Source organism: Burkholderia sp. BCC0405, assembly GCF_902833075.1.
Taxonomy (GTDB): Bacteria; Pseudomonadota; Gammaproteobacteria; order Burkholderiales; family Burkholderiaceae; genus Burkholderia.
Genome location: NZ_CADFEO010000010.1, coordinates 153,661 through 166,005 on the forward strand (window position 1 = coordinate 153,661; position 12,345 = coordinate 166,005).

Sequence of the window (12,345 nt, forward strand, 5' to 3'; positions counted from 1 at the left end):
GCTCAGTTCAGCTGCGCGTGGAGCAGCGAAATGATCCGCTGCGCGTCCGACGAGTTGTCGACCTGGCCGTCTGCGCCGACCACTGCGACCAGCGTGCTGCCATTGCCCTGAGCACGCACGTTGACCAGGAATTCCTTGCCCGGCTTCGCGGCCGACGGGCCGCCGTAGAACAGCTTGCCGAACAGGCCGTCACGCTTGAGCTCTTCCATCGTGTTCGCATAGCGCACAGTATACACACCCTTCTCGCGATCGCGATTGTCGACCGCGAAGTTGGTGCGGTCGAGCGCCAGGCCCACGCGCAGCCAAGCGCGGTCGAACGACTCGGCCAGCTGCAGCGTCGCCCCGCCGCTGCTCGTGTCGCTGACCTGCGCCGGCGCCGTTGCGGGACGTGCATCGGTCAGCAGCTGCTTCGCCTGCGCATCGGTCAGGCCGAACTTCTGCATCAGCTTCGACAGGAATACGGCTTCGAGCACCGGGTTGCGCGGACGCTCTTCCCAGCGCGACGACGTGCCGCCCTGCGGGCCGACCATCTTTTCTTCCATCGCGCTGTGCGTAATCGAGATATCGGTGTTGCCGTCCGACGTGCGGTTCACGAGCGTACGGAAGCGGTCGCGCGTGCCCGACGAATACGCGAAATCGATGACCTTGCCGATCGTGCGGCGGAACCAGTCGTCGGGAATACTCGCACGGTTTTCAGCCCAGTCGGTCGCCATGATGCCCGTCGACGGCGCATCGGTCTTCAGCGAGAAGCCGTTCTCCTGCCAGAACTCCTTCAGGATCGGCCACAACTGCTCGGGCGTCCGGCCATCGACGACAAGCCAGCGGCGGTCGCCGTCGCGCTCGATGTGCATGCCCAGCGGATCCTGCGCGCTCGGAACGCCGTCGGTCGCGTTGCCGGCCTGCGTCGTGACCCGCTGCGGCAGCGTGCCGAGGCCGGCGTTGGTCGGCGGCGCGACGAACTGCTGGGTCGTCGGCACCGGCTTCAGATCGCTCGGCACCGCGAGCGGCGGCGCCGAACCGGTGTTCTTGTAGTTGACCCGGTCAGGGGCCAGGTAGTCGTTCAGCGTATCGCAGCCGGCGAGCGCGCCCAGCGCCAGCACCACCACCGACATCTGGATGGCGCGAGAGGAAAAGGCGAAACGTTTCATGAAATCCTTCGTCTTGCTAGAACGCTCGTCAGGAGCGGCGCCGGACGGAGCCGGCCGGTGCGGGTTGATCAGGGTTCGAGCCGGCGGCCGCAGGACGCGGCCGCCTCGGCATCAGGCGAGGACGCCGGCCTCGACGAGGGCCGAACGCACGGCTTCGTGGCAGCGCTCGTCGAGCGCCGTGAGCGGCAGCCGGATGCCGCCCTGCATCTTGCCCATCGCCTGCAGCGCCCACTTCACCGGAATCGGGTTCGCCTCGATGAACAGGTTCTTGTGCAGCGACAGCAGCTTCATGTGCAACGCACGGGCCGTCTGTACGTCACCGGCCAGCGCCGCGCGGCACAGGTCGCTCATCGCACGCGGTGCGACGTTCGCCGTCACCGAGATGTTGCCGTGGCCGCCGAGCAGCATCAGCGCGATCGCGGTCGGATCGTCGCCGCTGTAGATCGCGAAATGCTTCGGCGCGGCCTTGATCAGGTGCGCGGCGCGATCGATATTGCCGGTCGCCTCCTTCACACCGATGATGCCCGGCACGCCCGCGAGGCGCAGCATCGTCTCGTTCGCCATGTCCGCGACCGTGCGGCCCGGTACGTTGTATAGGATCACCGGCAGATCGACCGCTTCGGCGATCGTCTTGAAGTGACGGTACATGCCTTCCTGCGTCGGCTTGTTGTAGTACGGCACGACCTGCAGCGTCGCGTCCGCGCCGACAGCCTTCGCGTGCTTCGTCAGCTCGATCGCCTCGGCGGTCGAGTTGCCGCCTGCGCCCGCGATGATCGGGATGCGTTTCGCCGCATGCTCGACCGCCGTGCGGATCATCAGGATGTGCTCTTCGACGTTGAGCGTTGCCGATTCGCCGCTCGTACCGACCACGACGAGCGCATCGGTGCCTTCCGCGATATGCCAGTCGATCAGTTTGCGAAACGCCGGCAGGTCGAGACTGCCGTCTTCGAGCATCGGGGTGACGATCGCGGGGATGCTGCCGCGGATTTGAATGCCGTCTTGGGTGCCGTTAGCCATGAAACGCGATTGAGATTATGTACCGGTAAACATTGAGATTGTAGCGGATTAGCCGGGCAGTTCGTAACGTGGAATTCCCGCCCCCGCCTTCGGGGTCGCGCCCTCGCGCACTGCGCAGAGACGCTGGACGAACGCCTCGCGCGGCGCGGCGACGAACCCGTCCTCGTACGCGACCACCCGCAGGCGGCCATGCACGGCGTCCAGCAGCTCGCCCGGGGCGAGCAGGAACGCGGGATTAGACGGTTTCCCGACCGTTTCGTTTCCTTGCGCGAAGGTTTCGTAGATGAGCACGCCGCCCGGCGCCACCGCATCGAGCAGATGGGGCCAGAGCGGACGATGCAGATAATGGGTAACGACCACCGCCGCAAACTGTTCGCCGGCCGGCAGCGGCCAAGGCGCGCCTTCGAGATCGGCATCGCGTGCATCGACGCCCGATATCGCCCGCAATGCGGCCAGTGCGGCCGGATCGCGATCGAGTGCGACGACCGGATGCCCGTGCGACGCGAACCAGCGCGCATGGCGGCCGCCGCCCGCAGCAACATCCAGCACCGCGCCGCCTGACGGCACGAGCCGCGACCATTGCGCGACCCAGCGCGACGGCTCAGCCTGGGCGACGTGGCCGCCCGCGGCGGCGATGACGGATGCACTCATGCGGTCGATCAGTTGTACGACAGGCCCATCGCGTCGCGCACGTCGCGCATCGTTTCCGTCGCGTACTTGCGCGCCTTGTCGCAACCGTCCGCGACGATCGCGCGCAACAGCGACGGATCGTCCATGTACTTCTGGGCGCGCTCGAGCATCGGCTGCTGTTCGCGCAGGATGCCTTCGACGACCGGCTGCTTGCAGTCGAGGCAGCCGATGCCCGCCGAGCGGCAGCCCTTCTGCACCCAGTCGTGCGTCGCTTCATCGGTATAGACCTGGTGCAGCTGCCACACCGGGCACTTGTCGGGATCGCCCGGATCCGTGCGGCGCACGCGCGCGGGATCGGTCGGCATCGTGCGGACCTTCTTCGTGATCGTCTCGGCGTCCTCGCGCAGGCCAATCGTGTTGCCGTACGACTTCGACATCTTCTGCCCGTCGAGGCCGGGCATCCGCGATGCTTCGGTCAGCAGCGCCTGCGGCTCGACCAGGATGATCTTGCGCGCGCCTTCGAGATAGCCGAACAGGCGCTCGCGGTCGCTCATCGACAGGCTCTGCGATTCCTGCAGCATCGCGCGCGCCTGTTCGAGCGCCTCGTCGTCGCCCTCCTGCTGATACGCGTTGCGCAGCTCGTGATAGATCTTCGCGCGCTTGCCGCCGAGTTTCTTTGCAGCGTCGAGCGCCTTCTCCTCGAAGCCCGGCTCGCGGCCGTATAGGTAGTTGAAGCGGCGCGCGATCTCGCGCGTCATCTCGACGTGCGGCACCTGGTCTTCACCGACCGGCACGAGCGAGCCGCGATACAGCAGGATGTCGGCCGCCATCAGCACCGGATAGCCGAGGAAGCCGTAGGTCGACAGATCCTTGTCCTTCAGCTTCTCCATCTGCTCCTTGTAGGTCGGCACGCGTTCGAGCCAGCCGAGCGGCGTGCTCATGCCGAGCAGCAGCGCGAGTTCGGCATGCTCCGGCACCTTGCTCTGGATGAACAGCGTGGCCTGCGCCGGATCGATGCCGGACGCGAGCCAGTCGATCAGCACGTCCCACACGTTCTTCTCGATGACCTCGGGAGTCTCGTAGTGCGTCGTCAGCGCATGCCAGTCGACAACGCAGAAGAAGCACGGGTACTCGGACTGCAGTTTCACCCAGTTTTTCAGCACGCCGTGGTAATGACCGAGGTGCAGCGACCCGGTGGGTCGCATGCCGGAGAAAATACGTTCAGGGAACATGATTGTCGTTAGAGAAGCGAAGCGAATGGGGACAGGATGGCGCTCAGGACGGCATAGCCGACGTTGACGAGCGGGCGCAGCCAGAAGTTCGTCAGTACGCCCGTCGCGACCAGCAGGAGGACGATGATGAAACCGTACGGCTCGATGCGCGACAGCGCGATCGATTGCTTCGTCGGCAGCAGCGCCGCCAGGATGCGGCCGCCGTCGAGCGGCGGCAACGGAAACAGGTTCAGCACGCCGAGCACGAGGTTCGCGCTGACGCCCGCAAACGCCATCCGCGTGAAGAACGGCTCGTCGATGCCGACGGCAGGCAGCACGAGGGTCAGCACGCCCCAGATCAGCGCCTGCACGAAGTTGCAGGCCGGCCCCGCGAGCGATACCCACAAGCTGCCCCAGCGCGGATCGCGCAGGTTGCCGAACGACACCGGCACCGGCTTCGCATAGCCGAACAGGAACGCGCCGCCCGTCAGGAAATACATCGCGAGCGGGATCGCGATCGTGCCGAGCGGATCGATGTGGCGCATCGGGTTGAACGACACGCGCCCCATCATGTAGGCGGTGTTGTCGCCCAGCAGGCGGGCGGCGTAGCCGTGCGCGGCCTCGTGCAACGTGATCGCGAAGATCACGGGCAGCGCGTAGACGGCGATGGTCTGTATCAGGGAAGCATCCATATCGCGTTATTGTAACAAGCGCACTCGCGCAAAAAATGGAACGGCGCGCTTACGCGGCCGAGAGTCCGAACGGTTCGAGCGCGCCACGCCCCGCACGCACGAGCTCGGGTTCGTCGCCAGTCAGGTCGATCACCGTCGACGGCTCGCGCGGGCATGCGCCGCCGTCGATCACGAGATCGACCTGTTTCTCGAGCCGCATGCGGATTTCTTCGGGATCGTTGAGCGGCTCGTCGTCCGGCGGCAGGATCAGCGTCGTGCCGAGCAGCGGCTGGCCGAGCGATTCGAGCAGCGCGAGCGTAATCGCGTGATCGGGCACGCGCAGCCCGATCGTCTTGCGCGACGGGTGCGACAGCCGGCGCGGCACTTCCTTCGTGGCCTGCAGGATGAAGACGTACGGGCCCGGTGTCACCGACTTGATCTGCCGGTACTGGCGGTTGTCGACCATCGCGAAGTTGGCGAGCTCCGACAGGTCGCGCACGAGCAGCGACAGGTGCTGCCTCTCGTCGAGGCCACGAATCCGGCGCACGCGCTCGACCGCGTCCTTGTCGTCGAGATGGCAAGCGAGCGCATAGCTCGAATCGGTCGGCATCGCGATCACGCCGCCCTTGCTGACGATTTCCACGGCCTGCTTGATCAGGCGCGGCTGCGGATTATCCGGATGAATCCTGAAGAACTGGGACATGGGGGTACGTAAAGGGGGAGAAGTCGGGTGCGCGCGGCCGGCAGCAACGCGGGTGGCAGGCCGCCGCCCGGTGTCAGAGCCAGCGCTCCCAGACCGGCGTCAGGTCGGGCGGCAACGGCGGCAGGCCGCCGAGCTCGACACGGCCCTCGCCTGGCGCATGGAAATCCGAGCCGCGCGACGCTTCGAAGCCGAAGCGGCGTGCGACGTCCGCGTATTCGCGGTACTGGTCGGGTGTGTGGCTGCCCGTGACGACCTCGATCGCGCGGCCGCCCAGATCGATGAACTCGCCGAAGAACGCGTCGAATTCGACGGGCGTATAGCGGTAACGGCCCGGATGCGCGACCACGGCTTCGCCGCCGGCCGCCCGAATCCATGCGACGGCGTCGGGCAGCGTCGCCCAGCGGTGCGGGACGAACCCGGGCTTGCCGTCGCCGAGCATACGATCGAACACGTCGGACGTCGACGTGGCGTGACCGTTCTCGACGAGAAAGCGGGCGAAGTGCGTGCGCGAGATCAGGTCGGGATTCGACACGTACCTCAACGCGCCTTCGTACGCCCCGGGAATGCCGAGCGTGGCGAGCTGCTCGCCGATCGCTACCGCGCGCGCCGCACGGCCGTGGCGCGTGCGGTACAGGCCGTCGACCAGCACCGGATTCGCGGGATCGACATTCAGGCCGACGATGTGCACGGTGCGCGACGCCCACGTGACCGAAATCTCGACGCCGCTCAGGTAGCGCATGCCGAGCGCTTCCGCTTCGCTGCGCGCCGCCGCCTGGCCGCCGATCTCGTCGTGGTCGGTCAACGCCCACAGGGTCACGCCGCCGGCATGGGCGCGGCGCGCGACGTCGGCAGGCGGCAGCAACCCGTCGGAAACATTCGAATGGCAGTGGAGATCGGCGTTCATTGTCGGTATGGCAGGTAAGCCTTTATTCTACTGCAACGCGGCAATGCGCCGCCCGCCTGCCCTGCCGCTGCCGCCGTGCGCTCACGCGCAGAACGCCTCGATCAGCGCCGCGATCTGCTCGGGCTGGTCGTGATGCACCATGTGGCCGGCATCTTCGACGAGCTTCTCGCGCCAGTCGGGGAACGCATTGAAACGCGCCTTGAATTCCGGCAGCGGGATGTCGCCAGCGATATGTGCCAGCGTCGGCGAATTGACGGCCTCGACGTGCAGCACCTTCGCGCGTACCTGTGCCCAGGTGGCCATCACTTCGTCGAGCCGGTACAACTGCGGGCCCGGCATCTTGTGCGCGGGGTCGGCCAGCAGGTGGTAGAGGCCGTCGTCGCCGCGCTTCGACCAGTGCGCGGCGAGGAACGCCGCCCGGCGCGGGTCGAGGCGCGGATTGGTCTTGGTCAGGCGCGCCGCCACGTCGTCGAGTGACGCATAAGGACGCAGGGCGGGCGGTTCGCGCAACTCGTCGAGCCAGGCGCGCAGCCGGCGCGGCGCCTGTTCGGCCCGCGCGGGCGCCAGTCCGAAACCCTCGAGATCGACCACGCGCCGCACGCGCTCCGGCCGCGCGCCGGCATACAGGCACACGACGTTCGCGCCCATGCTGTGCCCGACCAGATTGACTTCGCCGGTCGGCGCATAGTGGTCGACGAGCGCATCGAGGTCGCCCAGGTATTCGTGGAACCAGTAGTGACCGCCGCCCTGCCGGGCGACCGGCCAGTCGGACAGCCCGAAACCGCGTGCATCGGGCGCGATCACCTGCCAGTCGCCCGCGAGTGCATCGACGACGAACTGGAACGACGCCGCAACGTCCATCCAGCCGTGCAGCATGAACAGCGTCGGCGCATCGGGCCGGCCCCAGCGCCGGACATGCAGCTGGACGCCGCGCACCGTGACGAAATCGGAAACAGAACTCGAGGCACTCATTGCAGCCGCCAGAAAAAAGAATGGTCGTTCGATTATAGCGGCGCCGCCCTCTTTCCGGCGTCCGGCAATCGAGGCGCCGCTCTAGCGGTGCGTCGGCTCGAAGGTCCGACGAAACGGCCGGGAAGTGCCATCAGCCGGGTGCGCGGGCCGGCCTGGCGGCAGGCGACACGCAACTGGACACGATCCGGCTAACGCGCCGCGTTTCCGTCCGCGGCGTCCTGCGCGGCCAGTTCGTCGAGTTCAGCCTGCTCGAATCCGGCATCGCGGCGCGCATCGAAATTGAACGGGCCACGCAGCCGTGGCGCATGGTATTGCTCGGCGAGGTGTCGGTAGGTCGGCACGGGATCGCAGCCGGCTTCGTCGCACAGATGCCGGAACCAACGGTTGCCGATCGCGACATGGCCGATTTCGTCGCGCAGGATCACGTCGAGGATCGCGGCCGACGCATCGTCGCCCGCCTGCACGAGCCGCGCGCGGATCGGCGGCGACGCGTCGAGCCCGCGGGCCTCGAGCGTGCGCGGCACGAGCGCCATGCGCGCCAGCACGTCGCCCTTGGTCCGCTCGCACATCTCCCACAGACCGTTGTGCGCGGGAAAATCGCCGTACGCCTGCCCGAATGCCGCCAGCCGGTCGGACAGCAGCGTGAAGTGATAGGCCTCCTCGGCCGCGACCTTCAGCCAGTCCGCGTAAAACGCGTCGGGCAGGCCCGCGAAACGCCAGACCGCGTCGAGCGCCAGGTTGATCGCATTGAACTCGATATGGGCAAGCGCGTGCAGCAGCACGGCGCGCCCTTCAGGCGAACGCATGCTGCGTCGCTCGAGCTGGCGCGGCTCGACGAGCGGCGGCCGCGCCGGGCGCCCGGGCAGATCGGCCGGCTCGGGCAATTCGAGCGACGGAGCGATCGCCGCCTGCCCGGCCAGCAGCGCATCGTGGAGCGCGCGCACCTGTGCGGCCTTGGCCGCGGGTTCGGCGTCACGCAGCGCGGCAAGCGCGGCGCGGCGCACGCAGGCCGGTGCAGTATCGAAAGAAGAAGACTCCATGCTCATAAACGGGGACACCCTGCGCGCGCATCGCGGGAGCGCATGCACGCGACGGTTTACAATAGGCGATTGTTCCGCGGCGCATGCGAATGCGCCGGGCAAACCAGACGCGCCATTCTACCGGCGCCCTTCATCGAAGAGACAAGGAGACTCCGTGACGATCTACAAGCTGGGCGATACGGCCCCGACGATCCACGAAAGCGTATTCGTCGCCGATACGGCGGCCATCATCGGCAAGGTCGTGCTCGAGGAGAACGCGAGCGTCTGGTTCGGCGCGACGATTCGCGGCGACAACGAGACGATTACCGTCGGTGCAGGCAGCAACGTCCAGGAAGGTGCGGTCCTGCACACGGATCCCGGCTTTCCGCTGACGATTGCCGAAAACGTGACGATCGGGCACCAGGCCATGCTGCACGGCTGCACGATCGGAGAAGGTTCGCTGGTCGGTATCCAGGCGGTGGTCTTGAATGGAGCGGTGATCGGCCGCAACTGTCTGGTCGGTGCCGGCGCGGTCGTGACGGAGGGCAAGACGTTCCCGGACAACTCGCTGATTCTCGGCGCACCGGCGAAAGTCGTGCGCGAGCTGTCGGCGGAAGACATTGCGCGACTACGCACGAACGCGAAGACGTACGTCGAGCGGCGTGCGCATTTCAAGGAGCAACTCGTGCGGATCGGGTGATTCGCACGGATTTCAAGGAAGAAGAGTGAGCGACCAGTTACAGAAATTCATGTTCAATGCGGCGCCCGTGCGCGGCGAGATCGTTTCGCTGCGCAATACGTGGCAGGAAGTGCTCTCCCGCCGCGACTACCCCGCCCCCGTGCGCACGGTGCTCGGCGAGATGATGGCCGCGTGCGCGCTGCTGTCCGCGAACCTGAAATTCAACGGCACCCTGATCATGCAGATCTTCGGCGACGGGCCGGTCCAGATGCTGGTCGTCCAGTGCGGTTCGGATCTGTCGATGCGGGCCACCGCGAAGTTCGCCGGCGATGCCGCCCAGACGATCGGCGACGACACGAGCTTCGCGTCGCTCGTCAATGCCAGCGGTCACGGCCGTTGCGTGATCACGCTCGACCCGGCCGACAAGCTGCCGGGCCAGCAGCCGTACCAGGGCATCGTGCCGCTGAACGGCGTCGACGGCCCGCTCGAATCCGTCTCGCAGGTGCTCGAGCATTACATGCATCACTCGGAGCAGCTCGACACGCGGATGTGGCTCGCGGCCGATCGCGACCGCGCGGTCGGGATGCTGCTGCAGAAGCTGCCGGGCGACGGCGGCATCGTGCCGCGTAACGCCGAAACCGATACCGATACGTGGGAGCGCGTCTGCACGCTGGGCGGCACGCTGTCCGCGCAGGAACTGCTCGAGGTCGAACCGGAAGTCGTGTTTCGCCGGCTGTTCTGGCAGGAAAACGTGCAGCACTTCGAACCGGCCGGCACGCGCTTCCAGTGCTCGTGCTCGCGCGAGAAGGTCGGTGCGATGCTGCGCATGCTCGGCCGTGAAGAAGTCGACAGCGTGATCGTCGAGCGCGGCCACGTCGAGATCCATTGCGAGTTCTGCAATCAGCGCTATGAATTCGATCCGGTCGACGTTGCACAGCTGTTCGCGGCACCCGGCGTCGAGACGGGCATCGCGCCCGCGACCGGGCAGCGCCACTGAGCAGGAGCCCGATGCCCGCCGTCCGGGCACGGGCGCATAATGACGCACGAGCGTCGCACGCACGGCCCCGGCGCCGAAGTCGCGCACTTCGGCGCAAGCCGCTTCCCGTCGTCGGCGCGCTGCAGGAGAAACACATGAATCGCCCGCTTCATCGACCGTTTCGCACCATCGTCCTGACGAGCGTTGCAGCCGGCACGCTCGCGCTTGCCGGCTGCGCGATGCCGCCGCCGACATCCACGATCCTGAGCCGCCTGCCCGAACCCGCTGCATCGGGCGGCCAGCCGCCCGCGCTGTCGAGCGCCGAACGCAAGCGCTATGACGAGATCGACCAGCAGGTGCTGCGCGAACAGAACAACGCGATGGCGGCCGAGGCCGCCGCGCGCGCGTGGGCCTATTACTCGCCGCCGCCCGTGACCGTCTACGGCGGGTATTACGGCGGATGGGGCAATCGCTGGGGCACGGGCATCAGCTACGGCTACCCGGGATGGTGGTGGTGAGCGTGCATCGCTCAGTCGATTGACTACCGGCAGGAAATAAAAAAGCGCGGCATTTCCCGCGCTTTTTCAATGGGTTCGAGCCATCGTGCTCAGTGATGCGCGGCCTTGGTCGCCGCCATGATGCCGCGACGGCTTCGCGATCGACTGCGGATTCGGCACGACACGCACCGGTGCCGCCGATACGGCGCCGCGCGTCGACGTATTAGACGGCGTGTTGTTCAGCGGTGCAGCAGGCGCATTCGGCGATACGAACTGCACGAATACCTCGCCGTCCTTCACCATGCCCATCTCGTAGCGCGCGCGCTCTTCGATGGCCGCGGTGCCGCTCTGCAGATCCTGCACTTCGCCTGCGGTGCGCTCGTTGCGCAGCTTCTCGTCCGCGTTCTTCTGGAGCTGGTCGTCGAGCTGCTGACGCAATTCATGCACCCGCAGCCAGCCGCCGTGTCCCCACCATAGGGGATACTGAATGAGCGCCAGCAAGGCAATCAGGACGACAGTGACAAGCCGCATGTAAGAACCGCAGATATAAGAAGCGCCGCTCCGCGCACATGCACAGAGCGGCGTCGATATGACGAACCCGATAGTAGCGCGTTAGCGCAGGTTATAGAAAGCCGATTTACCCGGGTAGCTTGCGATGTCGCCGAGATCTTCCTCGATGCGCAGCAGCTGGTTGTACTTCGAAATACGGTCGCTGCGCGACAGCGAACCCGTCTTGATCTGACCGGCGTTCAGGCCGACCGCGATGTCCGCGATCGTCGAATCTTCCGTTTCGCCCGAGCGGTGCGAGATCACGGCCGTGTAGCCTGCGCGCTTCGCCATTTCGATTGCCGCGAACGTTTCGGTCAGCGTACCGATCTGGTTGATCTTGATGAGGATCGAGTTCGCGATGCCCTTCTCGATGCCTTCCTTCAGGATGCGCGTGTTCGTGACGAACAGATCGTCGCCGACCAGCTGAACCTTCTTGCCGAGGCGATCGGTCAGCAGCTTCCAGCCTTCCCAGTCGCTTTCGTGCATGCCGTCCTCGATCGACACGATCGGGAACTTGTCGGCAAGCGTCGCGAGGTAATCGGTGAATTCGGCCGACGACAGTTGCAGGCCTTCGCCCGCGAGCTGGTACTTGCCGTCGTGGTAGAACTCGGATGCCGCGCAGTCGAGCGCGAGCAGCACGTCTTCGCCTGCACGATAGCCGGCCTTCTCGATCGCCTGCAGGATCGTCGACAGGCACTCGTCGTTGCTGCCGAAGTTCGGCGCGAAGCCGCCTTCGTCGCCGACTGCCGTGCTCATGCCGCGGTCGCTCAGGATCTTCTTCAGTGCGTGGAACACTTCAGCGCCGCAACGCAGGGCTTCACGGAACGTCGGCTGGCTCACCGGGACGATCATGAATTCCTGGATGTCGAGGCTGTTGTTCGCGTGCGCGCCGCCGTTGACGATGTTCATCATCGGCACCGGCAGTTGCATTGCGCCCGAGCCGCCGAAGTAGCGGTACAGCGGCAGGCCTGCCTCTTCGGCGGCTGCCTTCGCGACGGCCATCGACACGGCCAGCATCGCGTTCGCGCCGAGGCGCGACTTGTTGTCGGTGCCGTCCAGCTCGAGCAGCGTCTTGTCGAGGAACGCCTGTTCCGACGCGTCGAGGCCCATGATGGCTTCGGAGATTTCGGTGTTGATATGCTCGACTGCCTTCAGCACACCCTTGCCGTTGTAGCGGCCGGCTTCGCCGTCGCGCAGTTCGATCGCTTCACGCGAGCCGGTGGAGGCGCCCGACGGCACCGCCGCGCGGCCCATCGTGCCCGATTCGAGCAGCACGTCGCATTCGACGGTGGGGTTGCCGCGCGAATCCAGAATCTCGCGGCCGATGATATCTACGATTGCACTCATGGGTTTCCTCTGAGAATGACGA

General features: G+C 66.4%; 14 protein-coding genes. 3 read left to right on the plus strand and 11 right to left on the minus strand.

The window, feature by feature from the left end:
• Positions 1-2: 2 nt before the first annotated feature.
• The 9 genes from bamC to HWX36_RS18570 form a co-directional block, all read right to left on the minus strand.
• Entirely contained in the window at positions 3-1,148 is a 1,146-nt protein-coding gene (gene bamC / locus HWX36_RS18530; RefSeq protein WP_175953467.1) for an outer membrane protein assembly factor BamC, read from the minus strand.
• Positions 1,149-1,259: 111 nt separating this feature from the next.
• Positions 1,260-2,165, minus strand: a complete 906-nt coding sequence (dapA, locus tag HWX36_RS18535; RefSeq protein ID WP_175953469.1) for a 4-hydroxy-tetrahydrodipicolinate synthase — start codon at positions 2,163-2,165, stop codon at positions 1,260-1,262.
• Positions 2,166-2,213: 48 nt separating this feature from the next.
• A complete protein-coding gene (locus tag HWX36_RS18540) occupies positions 2,214-2,816 on the minus strand; it encodes a class I SAM-dependent methyltransferase (RefSeq protein ID WP_175953471.1) in 603 nt (200 codons plus the stop codon).
• An 8-nt stretch (positions 2,817-2,824) separates the two neighbouring features.
• Positions 2,825-4,027 (minus strand): tryptophan--tRNA ligase, encoded by a 1,203-nt coding sequence (locus HWX36_RS18545; protein WP_175953474.1) that lies wholly within the window; start codon positions 4,025-4,027, stop codon positions 2,825-2,827.
• A gap of 8 nt (positions 4,028-4,035) precedes the next feature.
• Positions 4,036-4,698: a site-2 protease family protein gene (locus HWX36_RS18550; RefSeq protein WP_175953476.1), complete on the minus strand. Its 663-nt coding sequence runs from the start codon at positions 4,696-4,698 to the stop codon at positions 4,036-4,038.
• A 49-nt stretch (positions 4,699-4,747) separates the two neighbouring features.
• Positions 4,748-5,380: an L-threonylcarbamoyladenylate synthase gene (locus HWX36_RS18555; RefSeq protein ID WP_175953478.1), complete on the minus strand. Its 633-nt coding sequence runs from the start codon at positions 5,378-5,380 to the stop codon at positions 4,748-4,750.
• Between the two features lie 73 nt (positions 5,381-5,453).
• A complete protein-coding gene (locus HWX36_RS18560) occupies positions 5,454-6,284 on the minus strand; it encodes a 3',5'-nucleoside bisphosphate phosphatase (RefSeq protein ID WP_175953480.1) in 831 nt (276 codons plus the stop codon).
• Between the two features lie 81 nt (positions 6,285-6,365).
• Positions 6,366-7,256, minus strand: coding sequence for an alpha/beta hydrolase (locus HWX36_RS18565; protein WP_175953482.1), 891 nt, complete (start codon positions 7,254-7,256; stop codon positions 6,366-6,368).
• 188 nt (positions 7,257-7,444) lie between these two features.
• A complete protein-coding gene (locus HWX36_RS18570; protein ID WP_175953484.1) occupies positions 7,445-8,302 on the minus strand; it encodes a ferritin-like domain-containing protein in 858 nt (285 codons plus the stop codon).
• A gap of 148 nt (positions 8,303-8,450) precedes the next feature.
• On the opposite strand from HWX36_RS18570, the gene HWX36_RS18575 reads away from it, so the two are divergent.
• The 3 genes from HWX36_RS18575 (at position 8,451) to HWX36_RS18585 (ending at position 10,448) form a co-directional block, all read left to right on the plus strand.
• Positions 8,451-8,975 carry a gamma carbonic anhydrase family protein gene (locus HWX36_RS18575; protein ID WP_071334714.1) on the plus strand — a complete coding sequence of 175 codons (525 nt, stop codon included), beginning with the start codon at positions 8,451-8,453 and terminating at the stop codon, positions 8,973-8,975.
• A 25-nt stretch (positions 8,976-9,000) separates the two neighbouring features.
• Positions 9,001-9,951 carry an Hsp33 family molecular chaperone HslO gene (gene hslO / locus HWX36_RS18580; protein ID WP_175953486.1) on the plus strand — a complete coding sequence of 317 codons (951 nt, stop codon included), beginning with the start codon at positions 9,001-9,003 and terminating at the stop codon, positions 9,949-9,951.
• Positions 9,952-10,085: 134 nt separating this feature from the next.
• Positions 10,086-10,448 (plus strand): hypothetical protein, encoded by a 363-nt coding sequence (locus HWX36_RS18585; protein ID WP_175953488.1) that lies wholly within the window; start codon positions 10,086-10,088, stop codon positions 10,446-10,448.
• A gap of 66 nt (positions 10,449-10,514) precedes the next feature.
• Here HWX36_RS18585 and ftsB read toward each other — a convergent pair whose 3' ends face one another.
• A complete protein-coding gene (gene ftsB, locus HWX36_RS18590) occupies positions 10,515-10,958 on the minus strand; it encodes a cell division protein FtsB (protein WP_175953491.1) in 444 nt (147 codons plus the stop codon).
• An 81-nt stretch (positions 10,959-11,039) separates the two neighbouring features.
• On the minus strand, positions 11,040-12,323 hold the full coding sequence (eno, locus tag HWX36_RS18595) for a phosphopyruvate hydratase (protein WP_011352544.1): 1,284 nt from the start codon (positions 12,321-12,323) through the stop codon (positions 11,040-11,042).
• Between the last annotated feature and the right edge of the window lie 22 nt (positions 12,324-12,345).